The sequence below is a fragment of the Phyllobacterium sp. SL163 genome, from assembly GCF_049896885.1.
GTDB classification, from domain to species: Bacteria; Pseudomonadota; Alphaproteobacteria; order Rhizobiales; family Rhizobiaceae; genus Phyllobacterium; species Phyllobacterium calauticae.
The window spans coordinates 611,454-625,017 of the sequence record NZ_JAFCVE010000002.1; the positions used below are offsets into that span (position 1 = coordinate 611,454).

Annotated in this window: 14 protein-coding genes; 9 read left to right on the forward strand and 5 right to left on the reverse strand. The window is 61.1% G+C overall.

Going from position 1 to position 13,564, the window contains the following annotated elements; all coding sequences use genetic code 11:
• Positions 1–12 precede the first annotated feature (12 nt).
• Positions 13–915: a patatin-like phospholipase family protein gene (locus ACP7B1_RS06610; protein WP_346307502.1), complete on the forward strand. Its 903-nt coding sequence runs from the start codon at positions 13–15 to the stop codon at positions 913–915.
• 44 nt (positions 916–959) lie between these two features.
• Here the strand turns inward: ACP7B1_RS06610 and ACP7B1_RS06615 are convergent, their stop codons facing one another.
• Positions 960–1,130: a hypothetical protein gene (locus tag ACP7B1_RS06615; RefSeq protein ID WP_346307501.1), complete on the reverse strand. Its 171-nt coding sequence runs from the start codon at positions 1,128–1,130 to the stop codon at positions 960–962.
• Between the two features lie 81 nt (positions 1,131–1,211).
• Complete coding sequence (locus ACP7B1_RS06620; protein ID WP_288191970.1) at positions 1,212–3,032, reverse strand: monovalent cation:proton antiporter-2 (CPA2) family protein; 1,821 nt, start codon at positions 3,030–3,032, stop codon at positions 1,212–1,214.
• Between the two features lie 143 nt (positions 3,033–3,175).
• Between ACP7B1_RS06620 and ACP7B1_RS06625 the strand changes: the two genes are divergently transcribed.
• Genes ACP7B1_RS06625 through lpxK form a run of 6 tightly spaced genes read left to right on the forward strand, consistent with a single transcriptional unit; the run spans position 3,176 to position 8,760 of the window.
• Entirely contained in the window at positions 3,176–4,519 is a 1,344-nt protein-coding gene (locus ACP7B1_RS06625) for a TldD/PmbA family protein (protein WP_346307500.1), read from the forward strand.
• The gene (locus ACP7B1_RS06630; protein ID WP_426136768.1) at positions 4,506–5,315 is read left to right on the forward strand and encodes a 3'(2'),5'-bisphosphate nucleotidase CysQ; all 810 of its coding nucleotides are present in this window, start codon (positions 4,506–4,508) and stop codon (positions 5,313–5,315) included. The genes ACP7B1_RS06625 and ACP7B1_RS06630 overlap by 14 nt, the downstream gene beginning before the upstream one ends.
• 45 nt (positions 5,316–5,360) lie before the next feature.
• The gene (locus tag ACP7B1_RS06635) at positions 5,361–5,609 is read left to right on the forward strand and encodes a DUF4170 domain-containing protein (RefSeq protein ID WP_105736221.1); all 249 of its coding nucleotides are present in this window, start codon (positions 5,361–5,363) and stop codon (positions 5,607–5,609) included.
• Between the two features lie 30 nt (positions 5,610–5,639).
• Positions 5,640–6,413, forward strand: a complete 774-nt coding sequence (locus ACP7B1_RS06640) for a lysophospholipid acyltransferase family protein (RefSeq protein WP_346307885.1) — start codon at positions 5,640–5,642, stop codon at positions 6,411–6,413.
• On the forward strand, positions 6,410–7,732 hold the full coding sequence (gene waaA / locus ACP7B1_RS06645) for a lipid IV(A) 3-deoxy-D-manno-octulosonic acid transferase (protein ID WP_346307886.1): 1,323 nt from the start codon (positions 6,410–6,412) through the stop codon (positions 7,730–7,732). The genes ACP7B1_RS06640 and waaA overlap by 4 nt, the downstream gene beginning before the upstream one ends.
• Positions 7,729–8,760: a tetraacyldisaccharide 4'-kinase gene (gene lpxK, locus ACP7B1_RS06650; protein ID WP_346307887.1), complete on the forward strand. Its 1,032-nt coding sequence runs from the start codon at positions 7,729–7,731 to the stop codon at positions 8,758–8,760. The genes waaA and lpxK overlap by 4 nt, the downstream gene beginning before the upstream one ends.
• On the opposite strand, the gene ACP7B1_RS06655 is transcribed toward lpxK, so the two are convergent.
• From ACP7B1_RS06655 to mutL, 3 genes are all read right to left on the reverse strand, one after another.
• On the reverse strand, positions 8,755–9,210 hold the full coding sequence (locus tag ACP7B1_RS06655) for a hypothetical protein (RefSeq protein WP_346307888.1): 456 nt from the start codon (positions 9,208–9,210) through the stop codon (positions 8,755–8,757). The two genes, lpxK and ACP7B1_RS06655, sit on opposite strands and share 6 nt — an antisense overlap.
• A gap of 3 nt (positions 9,211–9,213) precedes the next feature.
• Positions 9,214–9,450: a DUF2093 domain-containing protein gene (locus ACP7B1_RS06660; RefSeq protein WP_223611652.1), complete on the reverse strand. Its 237-nt coding sequence runs from the start codon at positions 9,448–9,450 to the stop codon at positions 9,214–9,216.
• Between the two features lie 66 nt (positions 9,451–9,516).
• A complete protein-coding gene (gene mutL / locus ACP7B1_RS06665) occupies positions 9,517–11,376 on the reverse strand; it encodes a DNA mismatch repair endonuclease MutL (protein ID WP_346307889.1) in 1,860 nt (619 codons plus the stop codon).
• Positions 11,377–11,516: 140 nt separating this feature from the next.
• Between mutL and ACP7B1_RS06670 the strand changes: the two genes are divergently transcribed.
• On the forward strand, positions 11,517–12,707 hold the full coding sequence (locus ACP7B1_RS06670) for an acyl-CoA dehydrogenase (RefSeq protein WP_426136772.1): 1,191 nt from the start codon (positions 11,517–11,519) through the stop codon (positions 12,705–12,707).
• Positions 12,708–12,709: 2 nt separating this feature from the next.
• A complete protein-coding gene (locus ACP7B1_RS06675; RefSeq protein ID WP_346306650.1) occupies positions 12,710–13,561 on the forward strand; it encodes an MBL fold metallo-hydrolase in 852 nt (283 codons plus the stop codon).
• The last annotated feature ends 3 nt before the right edge of the window (positions 13,562–13,564 follow it).

Below are 13,564 nucleotides of genomic sequence, written 5' to 3' on the forward strand. Positions count from 1 at the left end.
CGGGGATATGTCATGAGCGCACGCGATCTCGAAAGTGTTTCCGGTTCTGCGGGAACCAGCGTCGTCAGCTGTTCGCCAAGCTTTGCGGTTGCTTTTGGTGGCGGCGGGGCGAGGGGACTGGCGCATATCAATGTCATCGAGGCGCTGGACGAACTCGGCATCAGGCCGGTCGCCATTTCCGGTTCTTCCATCGGCGCCATCATGGGCGCGGGCATGGCAGCGGGCATGTCCGGCCGGGACATACGCGACTATGCGGTGGCAACATTGTCCCGGCGCGCCGAAATCGCGGCGCGGCTCTGGCGCCTGCGCCCGGCGACCTTTGGCGAAATGTTCGGCGGCGGCATCCGCTTCAGCCAGTTCAACATCGAAAAGCTGCTCAAGACCTTTCTGCCGGAACAGATACCCGATACGTTCGAGGAACTGCCCATTCCGCTCAGCGTCACCGCAACGGATTTTTACGGTCAACGGGAAATTCCCATCCATCAGGGTGATCTCTTCAACGCCATAGCCGCTTCCGCGGCCATCCCGGCGCTGTTCCGTCCGGTGCGCCGCGACGACCGTGTGCTGATCGACGGCGGGATCTACAATCCGGTGCCCTTCGATCATCTCAAGGACAAGGCTCAGTTCGTCATCGGTATCGATGTGGTCGGCGGCCCGGAAGGCGACGGCCGCAAGTTTCCGTCGTCGATTGACGCAATGTTCGGCGCAAGCCAGCTGATGATGCAGTCGATCATCGCCACGCGGTTGCGGACCGATCCGCCGGCAATTTTCCTGCGGCCCAGCGTTGCCCGGTTTGGCGTGCTGGATTTTCTGCGGGTCGAACAGGTGCTGAACGAGTCGATCGGTATCAAAGATGAATTGAAGCGCGCTGTTGATGCCGCCATTGCCTATACGGAACATGCCGAACAGGAATAGCGGCCTATAATCAAGAGGTGGCCTGTTCCGTTGGCCGTGTCCATTCACAAGAACGACAGGACCTCGAGATAGACGGCCCACCAGAAACCTATTCCGAACGCCGCCATGCCATACCACAGGAGTGCCATGGCGAGACGGTTGAGCTTTCCTGTCCGAAACCCGCGATATAGGGCGGGTTTTGGTTTGTCGGCGGCTGCAAGAGCGAATGTCACCATGATAAATGAGCCTGACTGAGTGTACGTTCGTCACCTTTTATCAGGATCACGGTTTCATCAGAATCCGTAGTCTTACCGACCTCACTCCGCCGGCTCGGGATCGGGAAGCATCTCTTCCGTATCGATACGCTTGGATTCCCGCGTTGGCTTGATCAGCGGTTCCGGGGTGACCGGGCGTGTCAGCAGCAGGTCATTGCCCGCCATCAAGCCTTCGGCGGCCTGGATGTGCAGCCGATCCTCGTCACGGCGGCGGATGTCCTCCATGATCTCGTAGGCCACATCTTCGCTGGTTCCGAGCTCTTCAAGTGTGCGGCGGCCGAACAGCAAGCCTGATTCAAAGGTCTCGCGCAATTCGTACTGCACGCCGCGGGCGCGCAGTTTCAGCGTGTGGCCCCGGTCATAGGACCGCACGAACAGCTTGATATCGGGATATTCCGACTGGATGAGCTCGACGATCCGGTCGGTGGTCTCCTTCTTGTGTGTGCAGATGGCAACGATTTTCGCCTGGCGGATACCGGCTGCCTCCAGCACTTCCTTGCGCGTGCCATCGCCGAAATAGATGCGGAAGCCGAATTTCGAGGCGGCGCGGATGCGGTCGGCCGAGGCATCGATCAGCGTGACGCTGGTGCCGCCCGCCAAAAGGATCTGCGCCGCGATCTGCCCGTAGCGGGAAAAGCCGATCATCAGTACGTCGGCACCGGCAGCACCGTCGAAATCCTCGTCGATCTGTTCTTCCGCATGGGCGTCGACAAGGAAGCGGTTGCCAAGGGCGACCGACAGCGGCATCACGGCCATGGACAGCGTGACCACCGCGATCATCTCCGATGCCGTCGAGGTGCTGAGCAATCCGGCCGCCGCCGCCGTGGTGAACAGGACGAAGCCGAACTCACCGCCCTGCGGCAGGAAGAACGCGATGCGGGTCGCATCATTGTGATTGCACCGGAACAGCCGCGCGAGGATGTAGACGACGAGCGCTTTCACCGCCATGAACACGGGCACCGCAAGAAGAATCGCCTCCCAGTCGGCAAGGATGACCTTGAGGTCAATCGACAGCCCGACGGCCATGAAGAACAGGCCGAGGAAAATACCGCGGAACGGTTCGATGTCCGCCTCCAGCTCGTGCCGGTAGGACGATTCGGCCAGAAGGACGCCGGCGATGAACGCGCCCATGGCCATGGACAGCCCGGCAAACTGCATCAGCAGCGCGGCGCCGAGCACGACGAACAGGGCGGCGGCAATCATCACTTCCCGCGCGCCGGTATTGGCGATGAACCGGAACAGCGGATTGAGGAGATAGCGGCCCACCGCAACGATGGCGCCGATGCAGACGATGGCGATGAGGAATTTACCGAGAGGATCGGCCTGGTGCTGGGCGGAACCGGGTGCAAGCACGGGAATCATGGCCAGCAAGGGAACGATCGCCAGATCCTGGAACAGCAGGATGGCGAAGGATGTCTGCCCGTGCGGCATATTGGTCTCGCCGCGCTCTTCCAGGATCTGCATGGCGAACGCCGTGGACGACAGGGCAAGGCCGAAGCCGATGACCAGAGCCGCCTGCCAGTTGACGAGATGGAAGGCGAGGATGAGCCCGGTCAATGCCGCACCGGAGACAATGACCTGCGCCGCGCCGAGGCCGAAAATCGCATGGCGCATGTTCCACAGGCGCGTGGGTTTCAATTCGAGGCCGATCACGAACAGCAGGAAAACCACGCCGAGTTCGGAAAAATGCAGGACCTGTTCACCATCGGTGATGAGATTCGCCAGCGGCCCGATCAGCAGGCCCGCCGCGAGATAACCCAGCACCGTCCCAAGCCCGAGTCGTTTAAACAACGGGGCGGCAATGATCGCCCCAGCCAACAGAGCCAGAGCCTGAAAGTAGAGATTGCCGCTTTGTGAAAGCATGAGCCTGACCCAGTCTGTTGCGAATGTTACCAGTGTTTGCCTTGATAGACCCCAATTTGCACCATATAGGAGGCAGTGCATTGTCTGATCATTGGTCAGATATGTCCTTGCATCCTATCATGCAATCAACTCTAGGGATGAATATGATCGAGCCGGCCAATTCCCGCGAATTCGTTGACAATGCTGCTGCGCTTGTCGAAGCCGCCCGCCGGGCCGGAGCCGACGCCGCCGATGCGGTTGTCGTGCGTTCGCGGTCCACGGGTGTCAGCGTCAGGCTTGGCAAGGTCGAGGCGACCGAATCGTCGGAAAGTGACGATTTCTCCCTGCGCGTCTTTGTTGGCAGGAAAGTGGCAAGCATATCGGCGACCGCCGGTTCCGATCCAAAAATTCTGGCCGAGCGTGCCGTGGCCATGGCCAGGGTTTCGCCGGATGATGCGTTTGAAGGCCTGGCCGATCCGGCCAATCTGGTGCGCGATATCCGTGACCTCGACCTTTTTGATCCGACGGTTGTCGCCGCAGCGCGGCTGACCGAGGACGCATTGGCTGCGGAGGCTGCTGCCCTTGAAGTTGACGGCGTTACCAATTCCGGCGGTGCGTCGGCTTCCGCCGGGCTCGGCGGCATGGTTCTGGTGACATCGGGCGGTTTTGTCGGCCATTACATGGGGTCGCGCTTTTCCCGTTCGGTCAGCGCCATCGCCGGCACGGGTACCGGGATGGAACGCGACTATGATTTTTCCTCGCGTCAGCATTTCGATGCGCTCGATGACCCCGCAGCCATCGGCCGCTCTGCCGCCGCGCGCGCGGTCAAACGCCTTGGCGCCCGGCAGGCCAAGACCGGCGTGGTCAATGTGGTTTACGACCCGCGCGTGGCACGCGGCATCGCGTCCCATCTCTCCAGCGCCATCAATGGCGCATCCGTTGCGCGCAAGACCAGTTTTCTGAAAGATCGCATGGGCCAGAAGATTCTCGCGGACAGCATCAATGTCACCGATGATCCGCTGCGCATCCGCGGCTCGTCCTCGCGGCCCTTCGACGGCGAAGGAATTGAAGGCGAAGCACTGACCATGGTCGAGAACGGTGTTTTGAAGCACTGGTTCCTGTCCACATCAACGGCTGCGGAATTGGGGCTGAGCACCAATGGTCGCGGTGTGCGTTCAGGGTCGACCGTTGTTCCGTCGTCCACCAATTTTGCCATTGAACCTGGGGATGAAACGCCGGAGGCCCTGATCCGCGCTGTCGGCAATGGCTTCTATGTCACGGAGCTTTTTGGCCAGGGCGTCGATATGATTACCGGGCAGTACAGCCGTGGCGCGTCCGGTTACTGGATTGAAAATGGCGAACTGGCTTATCCCGTCAGTGAAGTCACGCTTGCCTCCAACCTGAAGGATATGTTCCTGAACATGGTCGCGGCGAACGATATTGACCGTAACTTTGGCGTCGCCAGTCCGACACTCCTGATCGAAGGCATGACTCTTGCCGGCAAATGAAAAAAATCGCGATGATTTAGCCCTGATCCGGGAAGCGGCGGAAGGCGCCGGGCGTATTGCCCTGTCCTATTTCCGCCAGGACCCGCAGGTCTGGATGAAGACCGGCAATTCGCCGGTGAGCGAGGCAGATCTTGCGGCGGACAAATATCTCAAGGACATGCTTCTGACGGCCCGGCCCGATTATGGCTGGATTTCCGAGGAAACCCTCGATGACCGCGCGGCGATAGCGCGCCGGCGCTTTTTCGTCGTCGATCCCATCGACGGTACGCGCGCCTTCATCGAAGGGTCGGATGTCTGGTGCGTCAGCGTGGCGGTTATCGAGGATGGCCGTCCGGTGGCCGGTGTGCTGGAATGTCCGGCGCGCGGCGAGACGATTACAGCGCTTCCAGGGCAGGGGGCTGAACAGAACGGCACAGCCATTCATGTCAGCACCAGCGGCGTTCCGTTCAAGGTCGCGGGGCCCGGGCCATTCCTGAAGAAGCTGCCGGACCATTTCCAGCAATCCATGATTGCCGCGCCCTACATCGCCTCGCTGGCCTATCGCATTGCCATGGTTGCCCGGGGTGACATTGCCGGGACCTTCGTCCGGCCAAATTCCCATGACTGGGATCTGGCGGCGGCGGACCTGATCCTTGCGGAGGCGGGCGGCCACGTCCTGACGGCGAACGGCAAGCCGCTGACCTATGGCTTGCGCAACAATGAAACGGGCGACTATCGCCATGGCGCGCTTGTCGCGGCCAGCGGTTTATTGATGGACAACATGTTGGACGTTGTCGCCGAAACCGCCTTCGGTTAAACAGACTGAAAATTCAACGATTGATCACTGAACGGATGGGCGACCATGAGCGAAAATACAGCAGAACCGAAGCAGTTGCTTCACCTGGTTTTTGGCGGCGAGCTGAAGAAGCTCGGCGGTGTTGAATTCCGCGATCTGGAAAAGCTGGATATCGTCGGCATCTACCCGAATTTCGAAACGGCACAGCGCGCCTGGAAGTCGAAGGCCCAGCAGACCGTCGACAACGCACATATGCGCTATTTCATCGTGCACATGCACAAATTGCTCGATCCCGATACGGGCAAGGCAAGCTGACCGGTTCTCCGGTCACGCATTGACAACGGCATGATTGATAACAGCACAGCAACCGCCAAGGCGCCCCGCAAGAAGAACGGGGTGCTGAAACGGTTTTGGCGTTCCATCCGGGGCCCGCTGGCGAAGTCGCGTTTCGTCCGCTTCCTCGTGGTCTGGCTGATCACGCAGTTCTTCCGGCTGGTGAATGCCACCAACCCGCGTCTGCCCGGCTCGTCCGATCTGGAGGACATGAAGCGGGGCGGTGAGCCGTTCATTGCCGTGGCCTGGCATGGCCAGCATCTGATGGCGCCCTTTCTGATGCCACGAGGCGTGCGCTTCGCCGCCATGTTCTCCAAGAGCAAGGATGCGGAACTCAACGCGCGGGTAGCCGAACGGTTCGGTGTCGAGATCATCCGCGGTTCCGGCGGGCGGGAGCCGACGAAAAGCATCGAAAAGGGTGGGGTAAGGGCATTGCTCGCCCTGAAAAAGGCATTGAAGGACGGTAAGACGGCGGCGATGATTGCTGATATTCCCCATGGGACACCCCGCGATTCCGGTCATGGGGTCATTCTCCTTGCCAAACTGTCGGGCCGCCCGATCATTCCCATCTGCTATATGACGTCGCGCAGGAAAATTCTCGAGAAGAGCTGGGATAAGACAACCATTCCCTTGCCATTCGGCAGGTCAGGGTTGATTGTCGGCGACCCTATCTTTGTCCCCGAGGATGCCGATGATGCAATGCTTGAAGCCAAGCGTGTCGAATTGACCGCCAGCCTGAACGCCAATACGGTACGGGTGCAGGCGCTTGTGGATGGCCGGGCATGAGCGAACGGTGGGCGCGCATTGTCCTGAGCACCTATCGCTGGGTGGGTGCCATGGTCTTTCCGGCTGTTGGCGCCTATGTCGCCTTCCGCGCCAGCAAGGGCAAGGAAGAACGCGGACGTCAGGGTGAGCGTTATGGCGTGGCCAGCGTTGCACGGCCGGCGGGACCGCTGGTGTGGGTCCATGCGGCGAGCGTCGGTGAAACCTCTGCCGTCACGCCGTTGGTCGAAACCATCGTCGACATGGGAATCAGCGTCGTTCTCACCACCGGGACCGTGACCTCCGCCAAGATGGTGCAGGAACGTCTGGGTGACCGGGTCATCCATCAATATGTGCCGCTCGACCTGAAGCCGGCGGTTGACCGGTTCCTCAGCCACTGGCAGCCCGACCTCGCCGTTATCTGCGAATCCGAGATCTGGCCGATGACCATTCTTGAACTGGGGCTGCGGCGGGTGCCGCAGGTTCTGGTCAATGGCCGCCTGTCTGACAAATCCTTTGCTGCCTGGCAGAAACGCCCGTCCATCGCCGAAGCACTGTTTGAAAATCTCGCCCATGTGGTGGCCCAGTCCGACATTGACGGCGAACGGTTCCGCGCGCTCGGGGCCCGTCCGGTCACGGTATCGGGCAATCTCAAAGTCGACACCGCAATCCCGCCGGTCGTGGAGTCGGAACTCGAGGCTCTGCAGCAGCAGATCGGCAAGCGCAAGACCTGGGCAGCGATTTCCACCCATCAGGGTGAGGAGGATGTCGTCGCACAGGTTCATCACATGCTGAAGGTCAGGCATCGCGACCTCCTGACGATCATCGTGCCGCGTCACCCCGACCGCGCCCCGGCAATTGCCGAAGAAATCGAAAAGCTCGGCATGAAGGTGGCATTGCGCAGCCGCGGCGATGTCATCGCGCCGGATACCGACATCTATCTTGGCGATACGATCGGCGAGATGGGCCTGTATCTGCGGCTGACGGAAATCGCCTTTGTCGGGCGGTCGCTCATGGCGCAGGGCGGCCAGAATCCGCTGGAGCCTGCCATGTTGAAGACGGCAATCCTTTCGGGCCGCAACGTGCAGAATTTCCGCGATTCCTACCAGCGCCTGATCAAGAATGGCGCGGCCAAGCTCATCCGCGACAAGGACATGCTGGCTGGAGCCGTCAACTACCTCTTCAACAATCCCGCTGAACGCCAGGTGATGATTGATGCGGGAACGAAGACGGTTGAGGACATGCGCGGTTCGCTTGATCTGACCATGACGGCGCTCGAGCCCTTCATCCAGCCCCTGGTGCTGAAGGCGCGGTTGAGCGCGCGTGAAGGTGGCTGGAAATGACCAGCGAAGCGCCTCCTTTCTGGTGGGAAAAGCCGGATTGGCGCGCGCGGGCCCTCAGCCCTCTATCAAAGATTTACGGTATGGTTGCCGGACGGCGCATCCGCCGCGCCAAACCGCCTGCCGTTCCCATTCCCGTTCTGTGCATCGGTAATTTCACCGTCGGCGGCGCGGGCAAAACCCCGACGTCCATTGCCTTTGCTCAGGCCGCTGTTGCCGCTGGTCTCAAACCCGGCATTGTCTCGCGCGGTTATGGCGGCGCCTTTTCGGGACTGCACCGGGTCGATCCCGATCACGACAGCGCCCGGCATGTCGGCGATGAGCCCATGCTGCTTGCCCGCCATGCGCCGGTGGTCGTATGCGCCGACCGGTTTGCCGGGGCCACTGCACTGCAGGCCGCGGGATGCGATTTCATCATCATGGATGACGGGTTCCAGAGTGCCCGCCTGCATTTCGACTATGCGCTCATGGTCGTCGATGCGGGGCGGGGTATCGGTAATGGCCACGTCATTCCCGGCGGTCCGCTGCGCGCGCCGCTGACGGATCAGCTGGTGCGCACCGATGCCCTGCTCAAGATCGGTGCGGCCAATGGTGCGGACCATCTTGTGAGGAACGCCGCACGTGCTGCCAAGCCGGTGTATGAAGCCATGCTCCGGCCCCAGGCGGCACTTGCGGTTGCGGGCAAGCCGCTGCTCGCCTTTGCCGGCATTGGCGATCCTGCCAAATTCTTTCGCACGCTCGAAGAAGCCGGTGGAACGATCACAGAGGCACGCCCCTTTCCGGATCACCATCCCTATACGGATGAGGAAATCGCCGATCTCATCAAAAGTGCCGATGCGGACGGTTTGACCCTAATCACCACGGCGAAGGATCATGTCCGCCTGCTCGATGGCAGCGAAATCGCCAGGGCATTCGCCGCGAGAACGCAGGTTCTGGATGTGGAGCTGGTTTTTGCGCACCCGCGAACCCTATCGCGCGTCATCAGTGAAACCCTGGAAAGAGCGCGCCTGCGGACGATCCGGCGCCTATAATCCGCGGCGGAAGTTGCGTATGCGTGGCGGCGTTTCACCCATGGATATATCCATGGAGCGGCCGGTTGTCTGGCTGTATTGCCGGTCATTGGAAAAGAGAATTCGCCCTGGCGTGCCGATCTGCACGGACAGGGCTACCTTTGGCGCCGATTTCGCCGCCGGTATTTCAATCTCGTAGGCAATGGGGAAATAGCCGCTGCGGCCCAGCGTGAAGCTTGTCTCGCCGATCACCGGCATGGGTTTGGAGTTGCCGTTGGTCGCATCATAGGCGGTGATGTAAACGACGGAGCTTGGTGAAAGCCGTGCCAGCGGCGAGCCGCGCAGATAGCCCTTGATCGTCTTGGTCGGTCCGCTATAGGCCGGTTCGCGTTTGGCGCCCATCGTGGTGCAGCCGCCGGCCAGAAGCGCGGTCGCGGCCAGGGCCAAAAGCGTGGACCGGCGATTGATCACCGGTCAGGCCTTGCTGCGCTGGCGCAGCGATGGGTTCATTTCAAGCTCGCGCTCAAGCGAAATCGTTGCATCCGCATAGGCTTCCTGGCGGGCAACGCTCCAGTACCGCAGTTCATCCAGCGCGATCTTTTCCGACGTCACGGCGCAGAGCACGTAGGATCCCGGCGACAGGACCTGAAAGTCGCCGTCGAGGTAGCGTATCTTGGCTTCGCGTGAGCCGGGGCCTTCAAACCTGTTCATTGTCCGGTGGTTTCCAATTCTTTTCGTCAGCTCATTTAGGCGGCAGATGCCCCGCGGGTCAAGACGTCAGCGCCTGCCGAACAGCCGCTCGATATCCGCGAGCTTCAGTTCGATGTAGGTGGGCCGGCCGTGATTGCACGTGCCTGAGCCGGGGGTATCTTCCATCTGGCGCAAGAGTGCGTTCATCTCGTCCGGCTTCAGCCGCCGGCCGGAACGCACGGAGCCATGGCAGGCCATCGTGGCGGCAACATGGTCGAGAATGGCCTTTAAACCATCGGATGTATCGTGTTCGGCAATCTCGTCTGCGAGGTCGCGGATGAGCTGCTGCACGTCGATCTCGCCCAGCATGGACGGGGTTTCCCGCACGGCGACCGCGCCGGGGCCGAAGGCTTCGACCCCGAGGCCGAAGCGCGACAGGGTTTCCGCATGGGCCACCAGCCGTTCCACGTCCTCTTCCGGCAGATCGACGATCTCGGGAATGAGCAGCATCTGCGCGGGCAGGGGTCTTGAATGCAGCGCCGTCTTCAATGCCTCGTAGACAAGCCGCTCATGTGCCGCGTGCTGGTCGACGATAATGAGACTGTCTTCCGTCTGGGAGACGATGTAGTTCGCATGTATCTGCGCGCGTGCAGCGCCGAGCGGCGCGGCCAGCAGGGCTTGCGGCACCTCTGCAGTGCTGGCCCGCGTATCGGTGGCCAGCACATCCGCTTCAGCCAGGAAGCTGCGTATCGGTTCCGAGAAACCATTGCTTGCATAGGACGGCGCCGGGTCCGGCGTGACGGGACGAAAGGCTGACTGCTGGGTTGTATAGTTCTGGTTGACCGATGGCGAACCCTGCCAGTGCTGTGCCGGCTGAGCCGGGCGCAAAGGCTCCGCTCCGCCGAGCCGGAAGGACTGCAGCATGGCTTCCGCCCCACTGGTGGCGGCGCGAATGCCAGACTGGCCGAGCGCCTGGCGGATCGCACCGACGATCAGCCCGCGGACCAGGCCCGGATCGCGGAAGCGCACGTCGGCCTTGGCCGGATGCACATTGACGTCGACCAGCGCCGGATCGAGGTTGAGGAACAGCACCACGACCGGGTGCCGGTCGCGCGAGATCACATCCGCATAGGCGCCGCGGATGGCACCCCATATCTGCTTGTCGCGCACCGGCCGCCCGTTGACATAGGCAAACTGGTGCAGGCTGTTGCCGCGGTTGAAGGCCGGTATCCCGGCAAACCCGGTCAGGCGCACCCCGTCGCGCTCCGCATCGATGGCAAGCGCGTTCTCCGGGAATTCCCTGCCGAGAACCTGCGAAATCCGTTCCAGCATGCCAGCGGAGCCAATGCCCGTCGCCGCAAGCTCGAGCGGCGTGCGGTCGCTGCCCGCCAGGGAAAAGCGAATATGCGGGAAGGCAATGGCAATGCGCTTGACGATATCGCTGATAGCCGAGGCCTCAGCACGGTCGGTCTTCATGAATTTCAGGCGTGCGGGTGTAGCAAAGAACAGGTCGCGCACCTCGGCAATCGTGCCGTTGTTCATCGCGGCCGGGCGCGGTCCGTCCATATGGCCGCCGTTCACGCTGATCTCGAAACCGGAATCGGCCTGTGCCGTGCGGGACTTGACCGACAGCCGCGAGACCGAGCCGATGGAGGGCAGGGCTTCGCCGCGAAAACCCAGCGCCCGGATGTCATGTACATCGTCCGTCAGCTTCGATGTGCAATGGCGCGAAACGGCCAGCGTCAGTTCATCCGAAGGGATGCCTGAACCATTGTCGGTGATGCGGATGAGGTTCTTGCCACCCCCCGCCGTCACCACTTCGATGCGGGTTGCCCCGGCATCGATGGCGTTTTCGACAAGCTCCTTCACCACGCTTGCGGGGCGTTCGATCACTTCACCCGCAGCGATCTGGTTGATGATGGTTTCGGTAAGCTGTTTGATGGCCATGCCATACATATAGGGGATTCGTCCGGCGACGGAAATTGTTCGCTGCCAAAGCGCACCGGAATATATTTTAAGCCAAAACTATCTGGCCATCGACGCGATTTTGGTGCTAGGTCTGGGAAAAGCATTATGGAGGAAATTACATGGCGCATTCCAAAGCTTCCTTTGTCTGGACGGATCCGTTTCTGCTGGAAGATCAGTTGACCGAAGACGAACGGATGATCCGGGACAGTGCGCGCGCCTTCGCGCAGGGAGAGCTGGCACCGCGTATCGAGGAAGCCTATCTTGAGGAAAAGACCGATCCGGCGCTTTTCCGCATGATGGGCGAGGCCGGGCTTCTCGGCGTCACCCTGCCGGAAGAATACGGCACCGCCGGTGCGTCCTATGTCGCCTATGGTCTGGTTGCACGTGAAGTCGAGCGTGTCGACAGCGGCTATCGCTCGATGATGAGCGTGCAGTCCTCGCTGGTCATGTATCCCATCTATGCCTATGGCTCGGAAGAACAGCGCAAGAAATATCTGCCGAAGCTGGCTTCGGGCGAGTGGATCGGCTGTTTTGGCCTGACGGAGCCGGATGCTGGTTCCGATCCCGCCGGTATGAAGACACGCGCCGAAAAGGTTGCCGACGGGTACCGGATTTCCGGTTCGAAAATGTGGATTTCCAATTCACCCATCGCCGACGTCTTCGTGATCTGGGCCAAGTCCGATGCGCATGACGGCCAGATTCGCGGCTTCGTGCTCGAGAAGGGCATGAAGGGGCTTTCCGCTCCGAAGATCGGCGGCAAATTGTCATTGCGCGCGTCGATCACTGGCGAAGTCGTCATGGACGGTGTTGTCGTCGGCGAAGAACACCTTCTCCCCAATGTTTCAGGCCTCAAGGGGCCGTTCGGTTGCTTGAACCGTGCCCGTTACGGCATTTCCTGGGGCGTGATGGGGGCCGCGGAAGATTGCTGGCAGCGCACCGTGCAATATGGCCTCGACCGCAAGCAGTTCGGCAAGCCGCTGGCGGCCACACAGCTGTTCCAGAAGAAATTTGCTGACATGCAGACAGAGATCACGCTGGGCCTGCAGGCGAGCCTGCGGGTCGGTCGTCTGATGGATGAAGACCGGATGGCGCCGGAGATGATCAGTCTGGTCAAGCGCAACAATTGCGGCAAGGCGCTGGATATTGCCCGCGTTGCCCGTGACATGCATGGCGGCAACGGCATCCAGATCGGCTATCACGTGATGCGCCATGCGCAGAACCTTGAAACGGTCAACACCTATGAGGGCACGCACGATGTGCACGCGCTCATTCTCGGGCGCGCCCAGACCGGCATTCAGGCATTCTTCTAGGAATGGCTGACAGGCTCGTTCTGCTTGGAACCAAGGGTGGCCCGGCAATCCGTCCGGGCGGCCCGTCGCCGACGTCGTCATTGCTGGAGATATCAGGACGGCGGATCGTCATCGACTGTGGTCTTGGTGTGACTCGGGCCTTGGTCAATGCGGATCTGTCACTCAAGGATCTGGATATGATCCTGATCACGCATCTGCATTCCGACCATGTGCTCGAACTCGGCCCGCTCATGCATACGGCATGGACGTCGGGGCTGGCGCGCAAGGTCACGGTCTACGGCCCGGTCGGAATTGAAGACTACTGGTCAGGTTTCCTGCAATCCATGCGCTATGATATCGATCTGCGCATTGAGGACGAGGGGCGGCCCGATCTGCGCGATCTTGTCGATCTGCAGGTCTATGCCGACGGTTTGGTCCATCGGGATGCCAGTTTGACGATCACCGCCTTGCGTGTCGATCACCCGCCGGTTGTCGATTGTTTTGCGCTAAAGATCGAAGCGGCAGGCAAATCCATCGTCTTTTCGGCGGATACCGCCTATTTTCCGCCGCTGGCCGGTTTTGCCCGGGAGAGCGATCTTCTCGTGCATGAAGCGATGCTGCCGGAAGGCGTGGACCGTCTCGTCGCGCGGACGGGCAATGGCGCACGCCTAAAAGAACATCTTCTTGCCAGCCATACGCTGGTTGAAGATGCCGCGCGGATCGCGGTGGCCGCTGAGGTGAAGCATCTTGTGCTGCATCACCTCATTCCGGCCGACGATCCGCAATTCGGCGAAGCCGACTGGGTAAAAGCTCTGGATGGCAAGTGGGATGGCCGATTAACCATCGGCCGCGACGGCCTGGTCATCCCGCTTTAGACA

Bases quoted from the DNA above. Each gene is read 5' to 3' on its own strand.
- ACP7B1_RS06620 (WP_288191970.1), bottom strand. From the start codon at position 3,032: ATGCTTTCACAAAGCGGCAATCTCTACTTTCAGGCTCTGGCTCTGTTG.
- mutL (WP_346307889.1), bottom strand. From the start codon at position 11,376: ATGGCCATCAAACAGCTTACCGAAACCATCATCAACCAGATCGCTGCG.
- ACP7B1_RS06615 (WP_346307501.1), bottom strand. From the start codon at position 1,130: ATGGTGACATTCGCTCTTGCAGCCGCCGACAAACCAAAACCCGCCCTA.
- waaA (WP_346307886.1), top strand. From the start codon at position 6,410: ATGAGCGAACGGTGGGCGCGCATTGTCCTGAGCACCTATCGCTGGGTG.
- ACP7B1_RS06610 (WP_346307502.1), top strand. From the start codon at position 13: ATGAGCGCACGCGATCTCGAAAGTGTTTCCGGTTCTGCGGGAACCAGC.
- ACP7B1_RS06635 (WP_105736221.1), top strand. From the start codon at position 5,361: ATGAGCGAAAATACAGCAGAACCGAAGCAGTTGCTTCACCTGGTTTTT.
- ACP7B1_RS06670 (WP_426136772.1), top strand. From the start codon at position 11,517: ATGGCGCATTCCAAAGCTTCCTTTGTCTGGACGGATCCGTTTCTGCTG.
- ACP7B1_RS06660 (WP_223611652.1), bottom strand. From the start codon at position 9,450: ATGAACAGGTTTGAAGGCCCCGGCTCACGCGAAGCCAAGATACGCTAC.
- lpxK (WP_346307887.1), top strand. From the start codon at position 7,729: ATGACCAGCGAAGCGCCTCCTTTCTGGTGGGAAAAGCCGGATTGGCGC.
- ACP7B1_RS06640 (WP_346307885.1), top strand. From the start codon at position 5,640: ATGATTGATAACAGCACAGCAACCGCCAAGGCGCCCCGCAAGAAGAAC.
- ACP7B1_RS06675 (WP_346306650.1), top strand. From the start codon at position 12,710: ATGGCTGACAGGCTCGTTCTGCTTGGAACCAAGGGTGGCCCGGCAATC.
- ACP7B1_RS06625 (WP_346307500.1), top strand. From the start codon at position 3,176: ATGATCGAGCCGGCCAATTCCCGCGAATTCGTTGACAATGCTGCTGCG.